Source organism: Deefgea piscis (assembly GCF_019665785.1).
Lineage (GTDB): Bacteria > Pseudomonadota > Gammaproteobacteria > Burkholderiales > Chitinibacteraceae > Deefgea.
Map to the genome: position 1 here is coordinate 3,452,109 of NZ_CP081149.1, position 19,994 is coordinate 3,472,102.

Annotated in this window: 32 protein-coding genes; 9 read left to right on the forward strand and 23 right to left on the reverse strand. The window is 44.0% G+C overall.

What is annotated here, in order from left to right; translation table 11 throughout:
- Positions 1-25 precede the first annotated feature (25 nt).
- From K4H25_RS16200 to K4H25_RS16235, 8 genes are all read left to right on the forward strand, one after another.
- Positions 26-835, forward strand: a complete 810-nt coding sequence (locus K4H25_RS16200) for a cytochrome C assembly family protein (protein WP_221021411.1) — start codon at positions 26-28, stop codon at positions 833-835.
- Between the two features lie 286 nt (positions 836-1,121).
- Entirely contained in the window at positions 1,122-2,825 is a 1,704-nt protein-coding gene (pilB, locus tag K4H25_RS16205; RefSeq protein ID WP_221021412.1) for a type IV-A pilus assembly ATPase PilB, read from the forward strand.
- 13 nt (positions 2,826-2,838) lie between these two features.
- Positions 2,839-4,062, forward strand: coding sequence for a type II secretion system F family protein (locus K4H25_RS16210; protein WP_221021413.1), 1,224 nt, complete (start codon positions 2,839-2,841; stop codon positions 4,060-4,062).
- Positions 4,063-4,066: 4 nt separating this feature from the next.
- Positions 4,067-4,918, forward strand: a complete 852-nt coding sequence (locus K4H25_RS16215) for a prepilin peptidase (protein WP_221021414.1) — start codon at positions 4,067-4,069, stop codon at positions 4,916-4,918.
- Positions 4,919-5,533: a dephospho-CoA kinase gene (gene coaE, locus K4H25_RS16220; protein WP_221021415.1), complete on the forward strand. Its 615-nt coding sequence runs from the start codon at positions 4,919-4,921 to the stop codon at positions 5,531-5,533. It begins immediately after the preceding gene.
- Positions 5,534-5,551: 18 nt separating this feature from the next.
- The gene (gene zapD, locus K4H25_RS16225) at positions 5,552-6,349 is read left to right on the forward strand and encodes a cell division protein ZapD (RefSeq protein WP_255587786.1); all 798 of its coding nucleotides are present in this window, start codon (positions 5,552-5,554) and stop codon (positions 6,347-6,349) included.
- Entirely contained in the window at positions 6,346-6,537 is a 192-nt protein-coding gene (locus K4H25_RS16230; protein WP_221021417.1) for a DNA gyrase inhibitor YacG, read from the forward strand. The genes zapD and K4H25_RS16230 overlap by 4 nt, the downstream gene beginning before the upstream one ends.
- Before the next feature lie 82 nt (positions 6,538-6,619).
- Positions 6,620-7,378, forward strand: a complete 759-nt coding sequence (locus K4H25_RS16235; RefSeq protein WP_221021418.1) for a GNAT family N-acetyltransferase — start codon at positions 6,620-6,622, stop codon at positions 7,376-7,378.
- Positions 7,379-7,474: 96 nt separating this feature from the next.
- Here K4H25_RS16235 and K4H25_RS16240 read toward each other — a convergent pair whose 3' ends face one another.
- Positions 7,475-8,290: a symmetrical bis(5'-nucleosyl)-tetraphosphatase gene (locus tag K4H25_RS16240; RefSeq protein WP_221021419.1), complete on the reverse strand. Its 816-nt coding sequence runs from the start codon at positions 8,288-8,290 to the stop codon at positions 7,475-7,477.
- Between the two features lie 29 nt (positions 8,291-8,319).
- Between K4H25_RS16240 and K4H25_RS16245 the strand changes: the two genes are divergently transcribed.
- On the forward strand, positions 8,320-9,204 hold the full coding sequence (locus K4H25_RS16245) for an HDOD domain-containing protein (protein ID WP_221021420.1): 885 nt from the start codon (positions 8,320-8,322) through the stop codon (positions 9,202-9,204).
- Positions 9,205-9,258: 54 nt separating this feature from the next.
- On the opposite strand, the gene rplQ is transcribed toward K4H25_RS16245, so the two are convergent.
- From rplQ to rplV, 22 genes are all read right to left on the reverse strand, one after another.
- Entirely contained in the window at positions 9,259-9,648 is a 390-nt protein-coding gene (rplQ, locus tag K4H25_RS16250) for a 50S ribosomal protein L17 (RefSeq protein WP_173532428.1), read from the reverse strand.
- Positions 9,649-9,676: 28 nt separating this feature from the next.
- Positions 9,677-10,660, reverse strand: coding sequence for a DNA-directed RNA polymerase subunit alpha (locus tag K4H25_RS16255; protein WP_173532429.1), 984 nt, complete (start codon positions 10,658-10,660; stop codon positions 9,677-9,679).
- A gap of 34 nt (positions 10,661-10,694) precedes the next feature.
- Positions 10,695-11,318: a 30S ribosomal protein S4 gene (gene rpsD / locus K4H25_RS16260; protein ID WP_027469947.1), complete on the reverse strand. Its 624-nt coding sequence runs from the start codon at positions 11,316-11,318 to the stop codon at positions 10,695-10,697.
- A gap of 14 nt (positions 11,319-11,332) precedes the next feature.
- A complete protein-coding gene (rpsK, locus tag K4H25_RS16265; RefSeq protein WP_027469946.1) occupies positions 11,333-11,725 on the reverse strand; it encodes a 30S ribosomal protein S11 in 393 nt (130 codons plus the stop codon).
- A gap of 15 nt (positions 11,726-11,740) precedes the next feature.
- Positions 11,741-12,103, reverse strand: coding sequence for a 30S ribosomal protein S13 (gene rpsM / locus K4H25_RS16270; protein ID WP_173532430.1), 363 nt, complete (start codon positions 12,101-12,103; stop codon positions 11,741-11,743).
- A 58-nt stretch (positions 12,104-12,161) separates the two neighbouring features.
- Positions 12,162-12,275, reverse strand: coding sequence for a 50S ribosomal protein L36 (gene rpmJ, locus K4H25_RS16275; RefSeq protein WP_018748524.1), 114 nt, complete (start codon positions 12,273-12,275; stop codon positions 12,162-12,164).
- Between the two features lie 253 nt (positions 12,276-12,528).
- Positions 12,529-13,833 carry a preprotein translocase subunit SecY gene (gene secY / locus K4H25_RS16280; RefSeq protein WP_173532431.1) on the reverse strand — a complete coding sequence of 435 codons (1,305 nt, stop codon included), beginning with the start codon at positions 13,831-13,833 and terminating at the stop codon, positions 12,529-12,531.
- 29 nt (positions 13,834-13,862) lie between these two features.
- Positions 13,863-14,297 (reverse strand): 50S ribosomal protein L15, encoded by a 435-nt coding sequence (gene rplO, locus K4H25_RS16285; RefSeq protein WP_221021421.1) that lies wholly within the window; start codon positions 14,295-14,297, stop codon positions 13,863-13,865.
- A gap of 1 nt (position 14,298) precedes the next feature.
- Entirely contained in the window at positions 14,299-14,484 is a 186-nt protein-coding gene (gene rpmD / locus K4H25_RS16290; RefSeq protein WP_173532433.1) for a 50S ribosomal protein L30, read from the reverse strand.
- The gene (gene rpsE / locus K4H25_RS16295; RefSeq protein WP_173532434.1) at positions 14,481-14,996 is read right to left on the reverse strand and encodes a 30S ribosomal protein S5; all 516 of its coding nucleotides are present in this window, start codon (positions 14,994-14,996) and stop codon (positions 14,481-14,483) included. The genes rpmD and rpsE overlap by 4 nt, the downstream gene beginning before the upstream one ends.
- Before the next feature lie 19 nt (positions 14,997-15,015).
- Entirely contained in the window at positions 15,016-15,369 is a 354-nt protein-coding gene (rplR, locus tag K4H25_RS16300) for a 50S ribosomal protein L18 (protein ID WP_173532435.1), read from the reverse strand.
- 13 nt (positions 15,370-15,382) lie between these two features.
- A complete protein-coding gene (gene rplF, locus K4H25_RS16305) occupies positions 15,383-15,916 on the reverse strand; it encodes a 50S ribosomal protein L6 (protein ID WP_173532436.1) in 534 nt (177 codons plus the stop codon).
- 12 nt (positions 15,917-15,928) lie between these two features.
- The gene (gene rpsH / locus K4H25_RS16310) at positions 15,929-16,321 is read right to left on the reverse strand and encodes a 30S ribosomal protein S8 (RefSeq protein ID WP_173532437.1); all 393 of its coding nucleotides are present in this window, start codon (positions 16,319-16,321) and stop codon (positions 15,929-15,931) included.
- Positions 16,322-16,336: 15 nt separating this feature from the next.
- A complete protein-coding gene (rpsN, locus tag K4H25_RS16315; protein WP_173532438.1) occupies positions 16,337-16,642 on the reverse strand; it encodes a 30S ribosomal protein S14 in 306 nt (101 codons plus the stop codon).
- A 7-nt stretch (positions 16,643-16,649) separates the two neighbouring features.
- Complete coding sequence (gene rplE / locus K4H25_RS16320) at positions 16,650-17,189, reverse strand: 50S ribosomal protein L5 (protein WP_173532439.1); 540 nt, start codon at positions 17,187-17,189, stop codon at positions 16,650-16,652.
- Positions 17,190-17,200: 11 nt separating this feature from the next.
- Positions 17,201-17,521, reverse strand: coding sequence for a 50S ribosomal protein L24 (gene rplX, locus K4H25_RS16325; protein WP_221021422.1), 321 nt, complete (start codon positions 17,519-17,521; stop codon positions 17,201-17,203).
- A 12-nt stretch (positions 17,522-17,533) separates the two neighbouring features.
- Positions 17,534-17,902, reverse strand: coding sequence for a 50S ribosomal protein L14 (gene rplN, locus K4H25_RS16330; protein ID WP_173532441.1), 369 nt, complete (start codon positions 17,900-17,902; stop codon positions 17,534-17,536).
- Positions 17,903-18,096: 194 nt separating this feature from the next.
- Positions 18,097-18,360 carry a 30S ribosomal protein S17 gene (gene rpsQ, locus K4H25_RS16335; RefSeq protein ID WP_173532442.1) on the reverse strand — a complete coding sequence of 88 codons (264 nt, stop codon included), beginning with the start codon at positions 18,358-18,360 and terminating at the stop codon, positions 18,097-18,099.
- A 1-nt stretch (position 18,361) separates the two neighbouring features.
- Positions 18,362-18,550, reverse strand: a complete 189-nt coding sequence (gene rpmC, locus K4H25_RS16340; RefSeq protein ID WP_173534589.1) for a 50S ribosomal protein L29 — start codon at positions 18,548-18,550, stop codon at positions 18,362-18,364.
- Positions 18,550-18,966, reverse strand: coding sequence for a 50S ribosomal protein L16 (rplP, locus tag K4H25_RS16345; RefSeq protein WP_173532443.1), 417 nt, complete (start codon positions 18,964-18,966; stop codon positions 18,550-18,552). The genes rpmC and rplP overlap by 1 nt, the downstream gene beginning before the upstream one ends.
- Positions 18,950-19,654 (reverse strand): 30S ribosomal protein S3, encoded by a 705-nt coding sequence (rpsC, locus tag K4H25_RS16350; RefSeq protein ID WP_173532444.1) that lies wholly within the window; start codon positions 19,652-19,654, stop codon positions 18,950-18,952. The genes rplP and rpsC overlap by 17 nt, the downstream gene beginning before the upstream one ends.
- 10 nt (positions 19,655-19,664) lie before the next feature.
- Complete coding sequence (gene rplV / locus K4H25_RS16355) at positions 19,665-19,994, reverse strand: 50S ribosomal protein L22 (protein ID WP_173532445.1); 330 nt, start codon at positions 19,992-19,994, stop codon at positions 19,665-19,667.

Consider the following 19,994-nt stretch of genomic DNA (forward strand, 5'->3'; position numbering starts at 1 on the left):
AATTAACATTTTACCCTGATTTGACGTGCTCACCCTGCTTACCCTATTGACCTTTACTATTTACCTGATCCTCGGCTGGCATTTTTGCCAAATCCGGCTGACAGGGCAAGCGGCTGCACGCCATTTTCCTGAAACAATCTTATTGCTCACGGGACTTTGTATCCACGGCACAGTGATCTTGCTCCCATTTATTAGCGGCCATCAATTGCATTTTGGCGCCGCCGAATCTTTATCGCTCACCGCTTGGCTGAGCCTGCTGATTTATATTATCGGCCGGCAATATTGGCAACTCGATGGCCTAGAACCGCCGTTATTTGCATTTATCAGCTGCTTTTTATTGCTATCGATGCTACTTCCGGCAGGGCATTTGATTACTTATGCACAAAGCACGCTATCTCGTAGCCATTTTTTACTGTCGATGCTGGCTCAAGGTTTGATCGTCAACGCAGCAGCCATCGCCATTCTAATGCGTTTTTCAGACCGGAATCTGCACAGCAACAATAGAAAAATTCTAGTGCGTACCTTACCGCCCCTACTAACTCTGGAACAATTACTGTTTAGCTGCGTCACGTTAGGATTTATTTTATTGAGTGCGGCTCTCATTACTGGCGTTTATTTTTCAGCACAAAATAGTGGCTTATTGCTGACACTCTCGCATAAAACTATTTTTGCTTTTATGTCTTGGGCCATTTTTGGGGCGCTATTAGTAGGCCGAGTATTATATGGTTGGCGCGGGCGTTTTGCCGCCAACTGGGCCTTGGCAGGCTTTATCTTATTATTTCTTGGCTATATTGGCACACGTATAGTTTTGGAAGTCTTTATTCAACAGGGTTGAGTAAATATACCCAAAACTAAAGATGGCAATTCTATTGCGAAACGACTACTTAGCTTTCGGCGCCAAGAATACACACAGACTCTTTGCTGACTCAGCAATGAAATATCCGCAACTAAAACACAACAAAACTTGAGATTAGACACCCCATTCAAGGCAATGCGAACATCAGCACGTCGTCAATCTATAGACATCTGCTAGACTAGAGTTGTGATTTGAAGAAAAAATAAGATTTCCAGCGAATCTCTAATTACAAAATGACTAACGGCTTTGGAGAAACTCAGCGCTTATGACTGCCCCCCTTATTTCTGGGCTCGCACGGCTTTTGGTGCAGCACGGCCGTTTAATCGAAGCTGATGCCGAAATGCTGCAGACCACCGCAGCCACAAATAAAACCTCGTTCATCGAGCAGTTAATTCAAAGCAAAAAAATGTCGGCGCGAGATATTGCCGATTTTTCGTCAAAGACCTTCGGCTATCCTTTATTAGATCTTGATCGGATTGATCCTAGCTATATTCCACAAGGTGTACTCGATAGCAAAGCCATGCAGGCGCAACGCCTTGTTCCGCTCTATAAGCGCGGCACTAAGTTATTTGTTGGTATCTCTGACATTACCAATATGGCGGCAGTGGAAAACGTACGTTTTCAGACCAATGCCCAAGTCGAACCCATTATTGTCGAAGACCCCAAGCTCGCGGTTTTACTCAATAAACTGCTAGAAGCCAGTGGCGCCAACCTCAAAGACATGGTGATTGATGAGGCTGATTTGGAAATGGCTGGCGGCGATGACGCGCCGGTTCAAGATACCGCAGCCAATCTAGAAATCGATGACGCCCCTGTTGTTAAGTACCTACAAAAGATCTTAATGGATGCCATTAATCAAGGCGCATCGGATATCCACTTTGAACCTTACGAAAAATTTTTCCGCGTTCGTTATCGTGTCGATGGCGTTTTGCGCGAAGTTGCAACACCACCACTGGCGATTAAAGAGAAAATTTCTTCCCGCATTAAAGTGATCTCCAAGCTCGACATTTCTGAAAAACGCGTTCCGCAAGATGGCCGGATGAAACTCGTTTTATCCAAAAGCCGCGCCATTGATTTCCGGGTTTCAACCTTGCCGACCATGCATGGCGAAAAAATCGTTATGCGGATTTTAGATCCATCGTCAGCGACACTCGGCATTGATGCGCTAGGCTACGACCCAGACCAAAAAGCCACTATTCTCGAGGCCATTCATCGCCCCTATGGCATGGTCTTGGTCACCGGCCCGACTGGTTCTGGCAAAACGGTATCGCTATATACCTGTTTGAATTTACTTAATAAACCGGACATCAATATTTCTACTGCGGAAGATCCTTGCGAGATTAACCTGCCTGGCATTAACCAAGTTAACGTGAATGATAAAGCTGGTTTAACTTTTTCTGCCGCACTGAAAGCCTTCTTACGGCAAGATCCTGACATTATCATGGTCGGTGAGATCCGTGATTTAGAGACGGCGGATATTGCGATTAAAGCGGCCCAAACTGGGCATATGGTTTTTTCTACTCTGCATACCAATGATGCACCAACCACATTAACGCGGATGTTAAATATGGGTATTCAACCCTTTAACATTGCCTCCTCGGTGATCTTGATTACCGCTCAACGTTTGGCGCGGCGGCTGTGTAGCTGCAAGCAGCCCGTTGATATTCCAACCGAAGCCCTACTTAATGCTGGTTTTGATCAAAGCGATCTTGATGGAACATGGCATAGTTATGGCCCCAAAGGCTGTGAAATATGCAAAGACAGCGGCTACAAAGGCCGCGTTGGCATTTATCAAGTTATGCCCATTACTGACGAACTCAATCGCATTATTATGACCAATGGTAATGCCATTGATATTGCCGACCAAGCACGTCGCGAAGGAGTTCTCTCTTTACGTGAAGCAGGTTTAAGAAAAGTAAAACAAGGTCTCACTTCTTTAGAAGAAATTATGGCCGTTACCAACGAATAACAAGGGAGCCCGCATGGCAGTCCAAAAAAAAACAATAGCGGTCAAAGAATTTAATTACCATTGGAAAGGCAAAGATCGCACCGGCAAAGCGGTGAGCGGTGAAATGCGTGCCAGCGGCGAAGCCGTTGTCAAAACCACCTTACGCCGCCAAGGCATTAATATTGCTTCGGTTAAAAAAGTTCGTGTTCCTGCTGGACGAAAAATCACCGAGCTTGATATTGCCATGTTTACGCGGCAATTAGCCACCATGCTCAAATCTGGCGTACCGTTACTCACCGCGTTTGATATCGTCGCCAAAGGCCATGGCAACCCTTCGGTCACCAAGTTATTACTTGATATCAAAACCGATATCGAAACGGGTTCATCACTAACACAGGCATTTCGTAAACATCCGCTGCAATTTGATGCGCTGTATTGCAATTTAGTGCAGGCCGGTGAGCAGGCCGGTATTTTGGATGCGTTACTCGCTCGACTCGCGACTTACAAAGAAAAAATCCTTGGCGTTAAGAAAAAAATCAAATCTGCGATGTTTTATCCTACAGCTGTGATTGTTGCGGCATTTGTAATTACTGCGGTCATTATGATTTTTGTCATTCCGGCATTTAAAGACTTATTTTCAAGTTTTGGTGCCGACTTACCCGCGCCGACATTAATGGTGATGGCAATGTCGGATTTTTTTGTTTCATACTGGTTCCTCATCTTTGGCGGCATCTTTGGTGGCTTCTGGCTATTTATGAACGCTTGGCGTCGCTCAGAAACGATGCAAATTTTTATGGATCGATTGATCCTTAAGTTGCCAATTTTTGGCGAAATCGTCAAAAATGCCACCATTGCTCGCTGGACTCGAACCTTAGCCACCATGTTTGCCGCAGGGGTACCCCTGGTTGAATCTCTTGAATCCGTAGGGGGAGCGTCAGGCAACTATATTTACAAAATAGCGACGAAAAAAATTCAATCTGAAGTGAGCACCGGTACCAGTTTGACGGTCGCGATGCAAAATGCAAATGTGTTTCCCAATATGGTGATGCAAATGACCTCGATTGGTGAAGAATCAGGCTCGCTCGATGCCATGCTCAGTAAGGTAGCGGATTACTACGAAGAAGAAGTCGACAATGCGGTTGAAGCATTATCCAGCTTAATGGAGCCGATCATTATGGTGGTGCTCGGCACTTTGATCGGTGGCTTAGTTGTAGCAATGTATCTGCCTATTTTCAAAATGGGTGCGGCTGTTGGTTAATTTTATGAATTCTTCAATTGAAATTTCTATGTTTATTTTTTGTATTGCGGTATTAGGTTTATTGGTTGGCAGCTTTTTAAATGTGGTTATTCATCGCTTACCGTTAATGATGGAAAGAGAGTTTAAACAAGAATGCGCAACACTCCTCGACGAACCCATGCCGACTCCAGCGGCAAAATATAATTTAGTCGTTCCGCGTTCAGCTTGTCCTCAATGTGGGCATCAAATCACCGCACTTGAGAATATTCCAATTTTCAGTTGGCTACTGCTACGTGGCCAATGCCGTCAGTGCAAAAACAAAATCAGTGCACGCTACCCACTCGTAGAATTAATGACTGCACTGATTTCAGGTGGGCTAGCTTGGCACTTTGGCTATAGCGCCCCGCTCATTGGTGCGCTAATTCTGGCGTGGTTCTTAATCACATTAATAATGATTGATGCTGACACTTATCTACTGCCCGATAGTTTGACATTGCCATTGATTTGGATTGGATTAATCTTCAATAGCTTTAACGTCTTTACCTCACTAGAAAGTGCAGTATATGGTGCAATTGCAGGCTATATGTCGCTTTGGCTCGTATACTGGGCGTTTAAGTTGATCACAGGCAAAGAGGGCATGGGCTACGGCGACTTTAAATTACTTGCCGCGCTGGGTGCTTGGTTTGGCTGGAGCATGATCCCAATGATTATTCTATTGTCTTCGTTTGCTGGTGCAGCGATCGGTATTGTGATGGTTTTAGGTCAAAATCGAGGCTGGAATAAGCCAATGCCATTTGGACCCTACCTTGGCGTCGCCGGTTTATTGGCCTTAATTTGGGGCAAAGATCTATCGCTCATGTTGTATGGAATGGCATAAGTGTACGTCGTCGGCATAACAGGAGGCATTGGCAGTGGGAAAAGTAGTTTCTGCCATGCATTTGTACGCCTAGGCATTACGGTCATTGATACCGACCAACTTGCCCATCAGCTAACGCAAGCATCTTCAGCTGCGATGCCTGCTATTTTGGCGAAATTTGGCGAGTCAGCAATACAAGATGATGGTGCACTCAATCGTACATGGATGCGGCAACATATTTTTTCCAATCCAACTGGCAAACAAACCTTAGAAAAAATACTCCATCCTCTCATTTATAAAATGGCCGCTGAGTTAATTAAAAATGTTCCCCTCGAACAAGCATATTGCATCCTGGCAGTTCCTTTACTTTTTGAAACTCAATTATTTCTGAGCCTGATTGACTATTCTATTGCAATCGATTGCGAGGAATATTTACAGATTGAGCGCGTTAAATCTAGAAGTCACTTATCTGAAATTGAAATCAGACAAATCATTACGACTCAAATGAGCCGTGAGCAAAGAAATCAATATGCCGATGAAGTTCTCAGCAATAACGGGACACCGCAGGATATCGACGCAAAAGTGTCACAGACACATGATTTTTTGCTGAAAAAGTTTAAATTAATCAAACAATAGGTTTTCAAATTGTAGTGTATGCTGCAAAATTGCGAATCTTTACCGGACCTATGCATTGTGATCAGTTACGAATTTCCGATCAATGAGAGAATACGAACCCTTCTTCGGCTCGAAGATCTCTATGTCCGCACCGAAGAGTTCGCTTCGCGCGAGCAACCGACTGATCATCACATGGCGCTACTTGGTATTTTCGAAATTATGGAAGTGGCCAGTCGTGCTGATTTAAAGTCTGATTTACTCCAAGAATTAGAACGGCAGCGCCAAACACTACTCGCTCTGCGCAATAATCCACACATCTCTGAAGATGCTTTAGATCGAGTATTATTAGATATCGAATCTACACATGCTCGCCTGTTGAATATGACCGGCAAATTAGGGCAATATCTGCGTGAAAACGAATGGCTAATGGCAATTAAGCAACGTAGCTCTATTCCTGGTGGCGTTTGTGAGTTTGATTTACCTTCTTATCATTATTGGCGTACCCAAGCAGCAGAACGCAGGAAAAATGATTTAGCTCGTTGGCTAAATCCATTAATGCCAATTAAGCAGGGCTTAGATATTGTACTAAAATTACTGCGCGATTCTGCCAAATCAAGCCACTTTATTGCGAAGTCAGGTTCATTTCAGCAAATGTCGGGAGGGAAAACAGTTCAGCTACTCAAAGTGAGTTTAAATAACGACCTACCAGCCATACCGGAGCTTTCAGCCAATCGCTATGCGATTAATATTAGATTCGTGGTACCAAGTACAAGCGGTGAAAGAGCTAAAGTCATTGATAGTGATGTATCGTTTACCCTTGCTTATTGTAATTTATGAAAAAAATAATTAAATGCCCGTCCTGTGGAATAAGTACCCCTTATTCAACTGATAATCCCTTTCGTCCTTTTTGTTCTGAACGCTGCAAGTTAGTTGATTTAGGCGCATGGGCAACTGAAACGTATCGTGTTCCGGATGAATCTACTCCTCCCGATTTAGATTTTGATTTATTTAAAAAATCTGACTAGATCGTAATCACAAATTCATCGATTTATCACAGCTGTGTAATATGAGGCTAGTAATTTGAACTCTCCATCTAGGAGAGTTAATATGCACCTCGAAAATATATTTTCTAGTCACGACAAACAAAATAGAAAATTAACCGTTTCCATCGCTAATCATCAAGACACGATCAAGGCGGCTCAAGCACTGCGGTATAAAGTGTTCGTTGATGAAATGGGTGCACAACTACCGAATAATACAAGTGGGCTCGATCGCGATCTATTTGATGATTATTGCGATCATCTTGTTGCCCATGATGAAAACTCCGGCGAAGTTGTCGGCACATACCGTATACTCCCACCTCACCAAGCAAGAAAAGTAGGCAGTTACTACTCCGACACCGAATTTGATTTAACACGACTTCAGCATATCCGACCACAACTTGTAGAATTAGGCCGAAGCTGCGTCCATCCAAAATATAGAAATGGTGCCACCATTACATTACTATGGGCTGGACTAGCTAAATACATGGCAGAAAACCAATACCAATATATGATCGGCTGTGCCAGTGTATCCCTCATTGACAATGGACATACTGCAATTAATTTATATCAGCAAATCGCCAAAAAATCACTGGCTCCTATCGAGTGGCGTGTGTTTCCAAGAATGCCACTACCAACACCGCAACAACACCACTCCAACCAAGTAGAAGTACCGGCACTCATAAAAGGCTATCTAAGAGCTGGCGCAATGATTTGTGGAGAGCCGGCTTGGGACCCAACATTTAATACAGCGGACTTTTTAATGTTGCTACCCACAAAACAACTTAGCAAACGATATGCACAACATTTTTCCATGCCAAAATGAGCATCCTCCATAGCATGGGGAATATAGGAAAAATGAGTACACAGCGAATTGAATTCGACTATTCCATCATCCAAAAAAGAATACAAAATTTTAAATTTATTCTAAAAAAGACTGGCAATCATACTCAGCTGGCACTTGATATAAATGTCCATCATCTAAGCATAACGCTGTTAGTTGCCCACCCCAAATGCAACCCGTATCCAAGCAAGCAAATTGTTGATTAACCATTAAGCCAAGGGTAGACCAATGCCCAAACACGATTCGTTTTGAAACGTCAGACTGAAGCATATACCACGGTGTTAACTGACTAGGAGTGTCTACAATATCGCCTTTAAATTTAAACTCTAAAGCTAAGCGATCTAACATACGCATTCTTGTAAATGAGTTAATTCCAAATCGAAACTCAGATTCTGCAGTAAAAGCAGCATCCCATGTGGTAGGTGTATTGCCATACATGATTTGTAGCCAATTATAGTAACCATCCGATGATAAATTTCTCTCACAATTTTCAGCAATGCGTAATGAGTCAATCTTAGAAATGGTTGGATTAATTCCAGCATGACATATAAAGCAATCTGGCAATTCAATTATCAATGGTTGTTTTCTTAGCCAATGCAGCAAATCATCCACATCGGGCGCATTTAATATTGCATCAAGTGTATCGAGCTCTTTTACCTTTGATACTCCTGCCCAACAAGCCAATAAATGTAGATCATGGTTGCCAAGTACTACTTCTATAGCCGGAGAGAGTGATTTAACCAATCGCAAAACTTCCAATGACTGAGGCCCACGATTGACCAGGTCACCAACAAGATATACTTTATCAGAACTTGGATTAAACTGGATAAGAGAGAGCAAGGAACAGAACTCAGAATAGCACCCTTGTATATCACCAATAGCATAGCGCGCCATATAAAACTGCCTTTAAAATGAACAAGGTAATGATGCAGAATAATCCGAAAAATTTAGCCAGCTGGATCAACATCATCAGTCATGTTGAAATTCCAATACTTGCTAGCACTAAAGAACATATTACTAAATTACGTAGCAATATGGATTGTATTGATCTACGTGATCTAGCCTATGTAATCGGCCACGACCCATTATTAAGTTTGAAGATGCTAAAGTACCAAGTGCATCGGCGGAGTCAGCAGCAAGTAACAGACATCACGAACATTGAAAAAGTACTTCTAATGATTGGAATTAAAGAATTTTTTGAAATTATACGTGACTGCCAAATTCTAGAAGAAGAATTATCCCAAAATACCGACACATTACAAACTTGCTTAAAGACCTGTGCCAGAGCATATTATGCTGCACAGCTCGCAGAAACCATGAGTAAATCTAGGCGGGATATAGACCCAAAAGAAATCATTACTGCTGCTTTATTACATGAAACAGCGGAGATTTTATTATGGCTAGCTGCCCCTGAGTTAATGCTTAAAATTAGAGATTCATTAAAAAATAATCCAGAAATTAGAAGCAAATCAATCCAAAAAGAAATTTTAGGCTGCACTGTAAATGAATTACAGCAAGAACTAATCATTCACTGGCATTTGCCTAAAATATTGCTACATCTCGTAGATGAAAGCTATGTAAATGACCCAAGAGTGCTATTAGTGCTGGTTTCAACCTCAATAGCGAGACATACAGAATGGAGTTGGAATCAAGAACTAAACTACATGGACATCGAAAAATGTGCTCAGATTTTGCACATTAGTAATGATGAAGCACATACTATTATCGTTAATACAGCACTTAGAACTGCTAAAGAATGGAATTGGTATCAGGTAGAAACAGCAGCAGCAAGAATCATTGAATATTAAATAAAGAAAAACAAAAAAAGGCCAACAAAGTTGGCCTTTTTTAAAAAAACTATTTTATTCAGCAGCGTCTACAGCTTCAGCTTCTTCTGGGCGATCGACAAGTTCAACATATGCCATAGGAGCATTGTCACCTTGACGGAAGCCGCATTTCAAGATACGAAGGTAGCCACCGTTACGCGTTGCGTAACGTGGGCCTAGAATATCAAATAATTTAACTACAACTTCACGATCACGAGTACGGTCAAAAGCCAAGCGACGATTAGCCAAACAAGGTTTTTTACCTAAAGTAATCAACGGCTCTGCAACACGGCGTAATTCTTTAGCCTTTGGTAGAGTCGTTTTAATAACTTCATGCTTCAACAACGAGTTAGCCAAGTTGCGAAGCATAGCAAGACGATGACTTGTCGTGCGATTCAGTTTACGATTAGAAAGACGGTGACGCATTTGTCAGTTCCTTTACTAGTGCCGGACTTCAAGGCTTATCTAAGCCAGCCGGAGGCCAGTTTTCTAGGCGCATGCCGAGGCTAAGGCCCTTCGAAGCTAGCACTTCTTTGATCTCATTCAACGATTTACGACCCAGATTCGGAGCTTTTAACAACTCAGTTTCTGTTCGCTGAATCAGATCGCCAATGTAATAGATGTTTTCCGCTTTGAGGCAATTTGCCGAACGAACTGTCAGTTCAAGATCATCTACCGGACGTAACAAGATAGGATCAATAGTAATCGTAGGTTCTGCAACTGTAACTTCTGGCGTACCTTCCAAGTCAGCAAATACGCCGAGCTGGTCAATCAACATCCGAGCGGCTTGGCGAACTGCCTCATCCGGCTCAATCACGCCATTAGTTTCAATGTCGATAATCAAGCGGTCAAGATCGGTACGCTGTTCGACACGAGCACTCTCTACATGATAACTAACACGGCGAATTGGGCTGAATGAAGCATCCAGCATAACCGTACCAATGGTACGACCCTCTTCTTTATTCAATCGAGCAGGAGCTGGTTGATAACCACGACCTTTTTCGACTGTAATTTCCATGTTTAACTTACCACCAGCAGAAAGATGAGCAATCACATGTTCTGGATTGATCACTTCGACATCATGCGGCAGCTGGATGTCGGACGCCGTTACGATACCCTCACCCTCTTTAGAAAGGGTGAGAGTAACAGAGTCCCGACCATGCAGCTTGAGCACAACGCCTTTAAGGTTCAACAGGATGTCAACGACATCTTCCTGTACACCATCCAGCGCGGAGTATTCATGCACAACACCTTCAATCTTTACTTCTGTCGGAGCAAAGCCCGGCATAGAAGAAAGCAAAATTCGGCGTAGTGCATTACCGAGCGTATGGCCATAACCACGCTCAAAAGGCTCCATTACGACTTTAGCATGTGCCGTAGCAACAGTCTGTACGTCAATAATGCGCGGTTTGAGCAAGTCGTTTGCGTTGATTTGCATAAGTCAGTATCCCTTGCCTTAGCGGGTCAGGTTATTACTTGGAATAGAATTCCACCACTAACGATTCATTAATATCGCTAGATAGATCGGAACGCTCTGGCATATTCTTAAATACACCTTCCATTTTCTTAGAATCAACCTGTACCCAATTTGGGAAACCAATACCTTCAGCAAGAGAGAGAGCCTCTTGAATACGTACTTGCTTCTTAGACTTCTCACGAACAGCAACCACATCACCAGCTTTCACTTGGAAAGAAGGAATGTTTACAGGTTTGCCATTTACAGTGATTGCTTTATGGGAAACTAGTTGACGAGATTCAGAACGAGTCGAACCGTAGCCCATGCGATAAACAACATTATCGAGACGACTTTCGAGAAGTTTCAACAGATTTTCACCTGTAGAACCTTTACGACGAGCCGCTTCATGGAAATAACCACGGAACTGACGTTCAAGAACGCCGTAAATACGACGGATCTTTTGCTTTTCACGCAGGTGAACGCCGTAGTCCGACTGACGCGTATTTTTCTTCGCGCCATGCTGGCCTGGGGCTTGTTCCAGCTTGCATTTGCTATCGAGCGAACGACGCGCGCTCTTCAAGAACAGATCCGTTCCTTCGCGGCGTGCGAGTTTGCACTTAGGTCCAATATAACGAGCCATTTCTTACTCCAGAATTAGATACGACGCTTCTTCGGCGGACGGCAGCCGTTGTGCGGAACAGGCGTCACATCCGAGATACTGGTGATCTTGAAACCAAGAGCGTTCAATGCACGCACTGCAGATTCACGACCTGGACCCGGACCCTTGATACGAACTTCGAGGTTCTTAACACCATATTCTTGGGCAACTTTACCAGCAGCTTCTGCCGCAACCTGTGCAGCAAAAGGTGTACTTTTACGAGAGCCCTTGAAACCAGCACCGCCCGAGGTAGCCCAAGATAAAGCATTGCCTTGGCGATCAGTGATGGTAATGATCGTGTTATTGAAAGACGCGTGAACGTGCACGATACCTTCAGACACGCTCTTCTTGACTTTCTTACGTACACGAGCTGTGTTTGCTTTAGCCATAATTTATGTCCTTAATTACTTCTTGCCAGCGATTGCCTTGCGCGGACCCTTACGAGTACGTGCATTGGTTTTCGTACGCTGACCGCGACAAGGTAAGCCTTTACGATGACGTAAACCACGGTAACAACCAAGATCCATAAGACGCTTGATGTTCATGGTTACTTCACGACGTAGATCACCTTCAATAGTGAACTTGCCTACTTCGTCACGCAATTTTTCAAGTTCAACATCACTGAGATCTTTTACCTTCTTGCTTGGCTCAATTTCAGTAATAGCACAAATCGCTTTAGCGCGAGTTTGACCAATACCAAAAATAGCCTGAAGGCCGATCACAGTATGCTGATGATTGGGAATATTAACCCCAGCAATACGGGCCATACTTCTTACCCCAGGTTAAAAAGTGGTGGATCTTAACACCAATAGCCGATTGACTCAATCAGCCTTGACGTTGCTTATGCCGCGGGTCTGTACAAATTACACGTACAACACGGTTGCGACGAATAATTTTGCAGTTACGGCAGATTTTCTTGACCGATGCCTGAACTCTCATGGTCTATCCTTTACGATCAAAGTAAAATTTCAACTTGTAAGTTGAAATACAATACAATTCCTGTTTCAACAGCTGTGAATAAATTCGCAACCGCCCACCCAAGAGGGAATGAATAATATAGCATCCAATACAATCTGGGAAGCAAAACAAGAGCCGCATGTCTGAATTAGGACAAATTCTCAGTACAATACAAATTGTACTGAGAATATATCCAACCATTAAAATGACACTTGCACATTTAAATGCAAATTAATTAACCCTTGAAGTTCGCCTTCTTCAACAGACCTTCATACTGATGCGACAGCACATAAGACTGTAACTGAGCCATAAAGTCCATAGTAACAACCACTAAGATCAGCAACGAAGTGCCGCCAAAGTAGAATGGAACATTCCATTTCAGAATCAGAAACTCAGGGATCAAGCAAATGATAGTGATGTAAACAGCACCGATCAATGTCAATCTTAGTATTAACTTCTCAACATATTTTGCAGTATGCTCACCAGGGCGATACCCAGGCACCATAGCACCACTCTTCTTTAAATTATCTGCAGTTTCCCGTGGACTAAAAACCAGTGCCGTATAGAAAAAACAGAAGAAGATGATTGCAGCAGCATAAAACAAAACATACAACGGCTGGCCAGGATGCAGCATGTCACCCAAGGATTTAAGCCAAGTCAATTTTTCGCCATTCCCAGTCCAAGACAAAACAGTAGCTGGAAATAAAATAATTGAAGAGGCAAAAATTGGCGGAATAACACCGGCCATATTAATTTTCAGTGGCAAGAACGAACTTTGCGCCTGCATCAACCGATTGCCAACCTGTCTTTTTGCATATTGAATAGGCACCTTACGTTGCCCACGCTCAACAAAAACAACAACAGCTGTTAGCAAAATAACGCCGACAAACAAGAACAACACCAACAAAATTGGCAGTGAACCTTGACTTGATAACGTTAAAGTTTTTGCAATTGCAGAAGGTACACCAGCGGCAATACCTGCACAAATTAGGATAGAAATACCATTCCCCAATCCGCGCTCAGTAATTTGCTCACCAAGCCACATCAAAAACATTGTTCCAGTAACCAAAGAGATCATTGTCACAGCAACAAACATGCCTTGATCCATAACAACCAAATTTGGTTGTCGGAACAACATCATTGAAATACCAAAACTTTGTGCCGAAGCCAAAAGAACAGTAAAATAACGAGTGTACTGTGTAAGCTTACGCTTACCCGACTCACCCTCTTTCTTCAACTGTTTTAGGGATGGCAACACTTCACCGGCTAGCTGAACAATAATCGATGCCGAGATATAAGGCATGATACCAATCGCAAATACAGTAAAGCGCGATAAAGCTCCACCTGAAAACATGTTAAACATGTTTAACAAGCCAGTTTGTGACGATTGGAACAAGTTCGCCAGCTCAACCGGATTAATACCCGGCACTGGAATATGTGCGCCAATACGATATACGATCAGCGCACCTACAACGAACCAGATCCGTTTTTTAAGATCAGCAAATTTACTTGCTGAGCCAGCCAAAGCGGGATTTGCCACGTTCTGCCCTATCCTGTTGATTTACAACATTACTCGCTAATAGAACCGCCAGCAGCCTCGATTGCAGCCTTGGCACCCTTGGTTACGCCCAAACCTTTAACAGTTACAGCGCGCTCGATGGTACCAGACAGTACAACTTTGCAAGTCAAAGAATGCTGAGAAATCAAACCAGCCTGAATTAGACTTAATAAGTCAACCTCACCAATTGGCAAAGCGTTTAATTCAGACAAAGTAATTTCAGCATTCTTGCCTTTAGCAAGAGATACAAAACCACGTTTCGGCAAACGGCGTTGCAAAGGCATTTGACCGCCTTCAAAACCAACCTTATGGAAGCCGCCAGTACGGGACTTTTGCCCCTTATGACCACGACCACAAGTCTTGCCCAAACCAGAACCGATACCACGACCAACACGCTTAGCAGCATGCTTTGCGCCGGCACCAGGAGTTAGGTTATTGAGTTTCATATTAACCCTCCACCTTTAGCAAGTAGCTGATTTTATTAACCATGCCACGATTTTCTGGCGTATCGATGACAACAGAAGAACTGTTCATACGACGCAACCCTAAACCACGAGCACAAGCTTTATGAGCCTCAAGACGACCAATCAAGCTTTTAACCAGAGTCACCTTAATTGTTTTAACGTCGCTCATTGCGCACCCCCAAGAATCTCTTCAACTGTTTTGCCACGTTTAGCAGCAATATCAGAAGGGGTGTGTAATTTAGCCAATCCATCCAACGTCGCGCGAACGATATTATATGGATTAGTTGAGCCATGGCATTTTGCAGTAATGTTATGAATACCCATTACTTCAAAAACAGCACGCATAGGACCACCGGCAATAATACCAGTACCTTCAGGAGCTGGCTGCATAAACACTGTTGTTGCACCATGTTTACCAAATACAGTGTGTTGCACTGTACCATTACGCAGACTAACTTTTACCATTTTACGGCGAGCTTCTTCCATTGCTTTCTGTACAGCTACAGGCACTTCTTTTGATTTGCCTTTACCCATACCAACACTACCGTCACCATTACCAACAACGGTTAGTGCTGCGAAACCAAGGATACGACCACCCTTCACTACTTTGGTTACGCGATTAACGCTAACCATTTTTTCGAGTAGACCGTCCTTGACTTCTTCTCTTTCGTTCTTAGCCATTATTCAACTCCAAACTCAATTAGAAGGCCAGGCCAGCTTCACGAGCAGCATCAGCCAACGCTTTCACGCGACCATGGTACTGGAAACCGGAACGGTCAAAAGCAACTGATTCAATACCAGCAGCCTTAGCACGTTCAGCAATCAACTTACCAACAGCGGTTGCACCAGCAACACTGCCACCATTTTTAACTTCTGCACGCAACCCTGCTTCCAAGGTATTAGCTGAAGCCAAAACATTACCGCCCGTTGCATCAATAATTTGGGCGTACATATGGCTATTGGTACGATGGACCGACAAGCGCACAACCTTGAGCTCCGCAATCTTGGCACGGGTTTTACGTGCACGGCGAAGTCTACTTTGATTCTTATCCATGATTCAGCCTCGATTACTTCTTCTTGGTTTCTTTGATAACCACAACTTCATCAGCATAACGAACACCCTTGCCTTTATATGGCTCTGGCGAACGGTAAGCACGAATCTCTGCAGCAACCTGACCAATAAGTTGTTTATCGGCACCCTTCAAAAGGATCTCAGTCTGAGTTGGAGTCTCACAAGTAATTCCCTTAGGAATAGCATGAGCAACTGGATGAGAGAAACCTAGTGACAGGTTCAATACTTCACCTTGAGCCTGAGCACGATAACCAACACCAACAAGTGTTAATTTACGCTCAAAGCCCTTAGAAACACCGTTAACCATGTTGTTAACTAATGCACGCAAAGTACCAGACATAGAACGAGCAAATTTGCTATTTCCATTAGCTTCGAAAACGACAGAGCCGTTTTCAACTTTGACAGTCACATCAGTAACAATAGGTTGCGCCAAAGATCCTTTTGGACCCTTAACTACGATTTCACCTGCGGCGATATTTACTTCAACGCCAGCCGGAATGGTTACCGGATTTTTAGCTACGCGGGACATTGTGATACCTCATCAAGCAACGATGCACAAAAGCTCGCCACCAACACCATTGGCACGCGCTTTGCGGTCGGTCATCACACCCTTGGATGTAGACACGATCGCCACACCAAGACCATTCATTACATTTGGAATGTCGCCAGCACCGCGGTAATCACGCAGGCCTGGTTTTGAAACACGATCAAGACGCTCAATTACTGGGCGACCTGCGTAGTACTTCAACTCAATCGTCAAGACTGGCTTAACATCACCAGCTACAGTAAACGATTCAACATAACCTTCTTCCACTAATACCTTAGCAATTGCAACCTTCAACTTTGAAGATGGCATAGCTACAGCAGCTTTATCAGCACGTTGTGCATTGCGGATACGAGTCAACATATCGGCGATAGGATCATGCATTGCCATGTGTTTTCTCTCCTATTACCAGCTAGCTTTGACCAGACCCGGTACTTCGCCCTTGAAAGCGAGTTCACGCAGCTTGCTGCGACCGAGACCGAATTTGCGGAACACGCCACGTGAGCGACCAGTTAATGTGCAACGATTGTGCAAACGAACTGGTGATGCATTACGTGGGAGTTGCTGGAGTTTCAAGCGGGCTTGGAATTGTTCTTCCTCACTCGCGTTTTGATCGTTAATAACGACCAAGAGCGCTGCACGTTTAGCTGCAAACTTCGCAACTACAGCTACGCGCTTTGCTTCACGATTAATCAGTGCAAGTTTTGCCATGATCGCCTCAAGTCTTAAACGGGAATTTGAATGCAGCGAGCAGAGCACGCGCTTCATCGTCAGTTTTAGCCGTAGTTGTGATCGTGATATTCATACCACGAAGCGCATCAATCTTATCGTACTCAATTTCCGGGAAGATAATTTGCTCTTTCACACCCATGTTAAAGTTACCACGACCATCGAAGGACTTGCCACCAATACCACGGAAGTCACGTACACGCGGTAGCGCGATAGTAACTAGGCGATCAAGGAATTCAAACATACGTTCACGACGCAAAGTTACCTTGCAGCCAACCGGATAGCCATCACGAATCTTAAAACCAGCAATTGATTTTTTAGATTTTGTAACAACCGGCTTTTGACCAGCAATTTTTTGCATATCGCCAACAGCGAAATCCATTACTTTTTTATCTGCAACTGCCTCACCAACACCCATGTTGATGGTGATTTTTTCAATACGAGGCACTTGCATTACAGACTTGTAACCGAATTGCTTGACCAACTCGGGAACAATCTGGTTCTCATAAATCTCTTGAAAACGAGCCATCTAGATTCCCCTTAGCCGCCAACCACTTCGCCACTCGACTTAAATACACGGACTTTCTTGCCGTCTTCAAGAGTCTTGAAGCCAACACGATCAGCCTTGCCAGTCGCAGTATTGAAAATAGCCACATTAGATACGTCAACCGACTTAGTCAGTTCAACGATACCACCCTGAACACCGCGCATTGGATTTGGTTTTTGGTGTTTTTTAACAACATTTACACCCTCAACCACTACACGGCCTTCGGCTGGAACAGAAGTAAGTACGATACCGCGCTTACCCTTATCTTTGCCAGTGAGAACGATTACTTCATCGCCTTTGCGAATCTTGTTCATGCTGGATACTCCTTAAAGAACTTCTGGCGCAAGAGACACGATCTTCATAAAGCGCTCGGTACGCAATTCACGCGTAACAGGCCCAAAGATACGAGTGCCAATCGGCTCAAGTTTTGCATTAAGAAGAACGGCTGCATTACCATCAAACTTGATAAGTGCACCATCAGCACGACGAACGCCTTTAGCAGTACGAACAACGACCGCGTTGTATACATCGCCTTTTTTGACGCGACCACGAGGAGCAGCATCTTTAATGCTGACCTTAATGATATCGCCGACAGACGCATAACGACGCTTAGAGCCACCAAGCACTTTAATGCACATTACAGAACGCGCACCAGTGTTATCGGCAACATCTAGTTTTGATTGCATTTGAATCATTTAAGACAAACCTCCAACTTAACCCGCTTAATCAGCCTGGCAAACCAGGTGCCCGGCATTACCGAGCCAATAGCGGCTAGTTTTGGATCCCGAAGGGAAAACAGTGCAACCCACAACTGCAGGCCACACAATGAAAGGGGCATTCTACACAAAGCAGAATGCCCTCACAAGCCTTTACGCGAAATTAATTAAAATTACGCAGCACGAGCTTTTTCAACCAATGCAGTTACTGTCCAATTTTTAGTCTTAGACAGTGGACGGCACTCAGCAATCATGACCAAATCACCATCTGCATACTGATTTGATTCATCATGTGCGTGATACTTTTTAGACTGACGCACCATTTTGCCATACAGTGGATGCTTAACCAAACGCTCCACCAATACAGTTACGGTTTTGTCCATCTTTGCGCTAACCACTCGACCAGTCAGCGTACGCTTGAGTTTAGCTTCGCTCATATTAAGCCGCCTTCTGATTCAGAACGGTAAGAACACGTGCAACATCTTTACGCACACGCTTGATCTCACTAGTGTTAGCCAATTGGCCTGTCGCATGCTGCATGCGAAGACTAAACTGTGCTTTCAGCAGTGCCGTCAATTCGCCCTTAAGCTCTTCAACGGATTTCTGTTGTAGTTCAGATGCTTTCATCATTGCCCCACTTGACGTGTAACCATGGTAACTGAGAAAGGCAACTTAGCAGACGCCAGGCGGAAAGCCTCACGTGCAACCTCTTCAGATACACCATTCAATTCGTACAATACTTTACCCGGCTGAATTTCAGCAACGTAGTAATCCGGCGAACCCTTCCCTCCACCCATACGAACTTCAGCAGGCTTTGTAGAAATAGGCTTGTCTGGAAATGCACGAATCCAAACACGACCACCACGTTTAATGTAACGCGTAATCGCACGACGAGCAGATTCAATTTGACGCGCAGTTAAACGGCCACGGCTAGTTGCCTTCAAACCGTACTCACCGAACGCAACAGTATTACCACGAGTGGCGATACCAGTATTGCGACCTTTTTGAACCTTACGGTACTTGAGTCTAGTTGGCTGCAGCATTTCGAGGCCCCTTACGTGGTTTCTTCTGTGTTTCTACTGGCTCAGCGGCGAATTTATCACCAGGCTTCACATCACCTTTGTAGACCCAAACCTTAACACCAATAATACCGTAGGTTGTTTTGGCTTCAGAAGTAGCATAATCAATATCTGCACGCAATGTATGCAATGGAACACGACCTTCACGATACCATTCAGTACGTGCAATTTCGATACCATTCAAGCGACCAGACGACATGATTTTAATACCTTGCGCACCAAGGCGCATTGCATTTTGCATTGCACGCTTCATTGCACGACGGAACATCACGCGCTTCTCAAGCTGAGCAGTAATACTATCAGCAATAATCTGAGCATCGATCTCAGGCTTGCGAACTTCTTCAATATTCACATGAACTGGAACATTCAAGATTTTCTGCAAAGCGAGCTTCAACTGCTCGATATCTTCGCCTTTTTTACCAATTACAACACCAGGACGCGCCGAGTAGATTGTAACTTTTGCATTTTTTGCCGGACGCTCAATCACGATACGACTAACAGCAGCACCAACCAACTTTTTCTTCAAAAATGCACGAACTTCAATATCTTCGTTAAGCATTTTTGCAAAGTTGCTGCTATTAGCATACCAACGCGAGGACCAATTTTTGGTGACAGGTAAACGAAAACCCGTCGGATGAATTTTCTGACCCATGAGTCGCTCCTTAATCGCCAACAGTCAGCGTAATGTGGCAAGTTTGCTTCTCGATTTTATTGCCACGGCCTTTCGCACGTGCAGTAAAACGCTTCAAAGAAGGTCCTTTATCCACATAAATCGTTTTCACTTTAAGAGTATCGATATCGGCACCCTCATTGTGCTCGGCATTGGCAATAGCCGACTCCAAAACCTTCTTAATTAAAACTGCACCCTTTTTAGGGCTGAAGGCCAGAATATTTAACGCCTGCTCAACGGACTTGCCACGGACGAGGTCAGCGACAAGCCGCGCTTTTTGAGCGGAGAGGCGAGTGTTGCTTAGTACAGCAGATACTTGCAT

Coding starts and splice junctions, on each gene's coding strand:
- pilB (WP_221021412.1), top strand. CDS start 1,122: ATGACTGCCCCCCTTATTTCTGGGCTCGCACGGCTTTTGGTGCAGCAC.
- K4H25_RS16210 (WP_221021413.1), top strand. CDS start 2,839: ATGGCAGTCCAAAAAAAAACAATAGCGGTCAAAGAATTTAATTACCAT.
- K4H25_RS16215 (WP_221021414.1), top strand. CDS start 4,067: ATGAATTCTTCAATTGAAATTTCTATGTTTATTTTTTGTATTGCGGTA.
- zapD (WP_255587786.1), top strand. CDS start 5,552: ATGCTGCAAAATTGCGAATCTTTACCGGACCTATGCATTGTGATCAGT.
- K4H25_RS16230 (WP_221021417.1), top strand. CDS start 6,346: ATGAAAAAAATAATTAAATGCCCGTCCTGTGGAATAAGTACCCCTTAT.
- K4H25_RS16235 (WP_221021418.1), top strand. CDS start 6,620: ATGCACCTCGAAAATATATTTTCTAGTCACGACAAACAAAATAGAAAA.
- K4H25_RS16240 (WP_221021419.1), bottom strand. CDS start 8,290: ATGGCGCGCTATGCTATTGGTGATATACAAGGGTGCTATTCTGAGTTC.
- K4H25_RS16245 (WP_221021420.1), top strand. CDS start 8,320: ATGATGCAGAATAATCCGAAAAATTTAGCCAGCTGGATCAACATCATC.
- rplQ (WP_173532428.1), bottom strand. CDS start 9,648: ATGCGTCACCGTCTTTCTAATCGTAAACTGAATCGCACGACAAGTCAT.
- K4H25_RS16255 (WP_173532429.1), bottom strand. CDS start 10,660: ATGCAAATCAACGCAAACGACTTGCTCAAACCGCGCATTATTGACGTA.
- rpsD (WP_027469947.1), bottom strand. CDS start 11,318: ATGGCTCGTTATATTGGACCTAAGTGCAAACTCGCACGCCGCGAAGGA.
- rpsK (WP_027469946.1), bottom strand. CDS start 11,725: ATGGCTAAAGCAAACACAGCTCGTGTACGTAAGAAAGTCAAGAAGAGC.
- rpsM (WP_173532430.1), bottom strand. CDS start 12,103: ATGGCCCGTATTGCTGGGGTTAATATTCCCAATCATCAGCATACTGTG.
- rpmJ (WP_018748524.1), bottom strand. CDS start 12,275: ATGAGAGTTCAGGCATCGGTCAAGAAAATCTGCCGTAACTGCAAAATT.
- rplO (WP_221021421.1), bottom strand. CDS start 14,297: ATGAAACTCAATAACCTAACTCCTGGTGCCGGCGCAAAGCATGCTGCT.
- rpmD (WP_173532433.1), bottom strand. CDS start 14,484: ATGAGCGACGTTAAAACAATTAAGGTGACTCTGGTTAAAAGCTTGATT.
- rpsE (WP_173532434.1), bottom strand. CDS start 14,996: ATGGCTAAGAACGAAAGAGAAGAAGTCAAGGACGGTCTACTCGAAAAA.
- rplR (WP_173532435.1), bottom strand. CDS start 15,369: ATGGATAAGAATCAAAGTAGACTTCGCCGTGCACGTAAAACCCGTGCC.
- rplF (WP_173532436.1), bottom strand. CDS start 15,916: ATGTCCCGCGTAGCTAAAAATCCGGTAACCATTCCGGCTGGCGTTGAA.
- rpsH (WP_173532437.1), bottom strand. CDS start 16,321: ATGGCAATGCATGATCCTATCGCCGATATGTTGACTCGTATCCGCAAT.
- rpsN (WP_173532438.1), bottom strand. CDS start 16,642: ATGGCAAAACTTGCACTGATTAATCGTGAAGCAAAGCGCGTAGCTGTA.
- rplE (WP_173532439.1), bottom strand. CDS start 17,189: ATGGCTCGTTTTCAAGAGATTTATGAGAACCAGATTGTTCCCGAGTTG.
- rplX (WP_221021422.1), bottom strand. CDS start 17,521: ATGAACAAGATTCGCAAAGGCGATGAAGTAATCGTTCTCACTGGCAAA.
- rplN (WP_173532441.1), bottom strand. CDS start 17,902: ATGATTCAAATGCAATCAAAACTAGATGTTGCCGATAACACTGGTGCG.
- rpsQ (WP_173532442.1), bottom strand. CDS start 18,360: ATGAGCGAAGCTAAACTCAAGCGTACGCTGACTGGTCGAGTGGTTAGC.
- rpmC (WP_173534589.1), bottom strand. CDS start 18,550: ATGAAAGCATCTGAACTACAACAGAAATCCGTTGAAGAGCTTAAGGGC.
- rplP (WP_173532443.1), bottom strand. CDS start 18,966: ATGCTGCAGCCAACTAGACTCAAGTACCGTAAGGTTCAAAAAGGTCGC.
- rpsC (WP_173532444.1), bottom strand. CDS start 19,654: ATGGGTCAGAAAATTCATCCGACGGGTTTTCGTTTACCTGTCACCAAA.
- rplV (WP_173532445.1), bottom strand. CDS start 19,994: ATGCAAGTATCTGCTGTACTAAGCAACACTCGCCTCTCCGCTCAAAAA.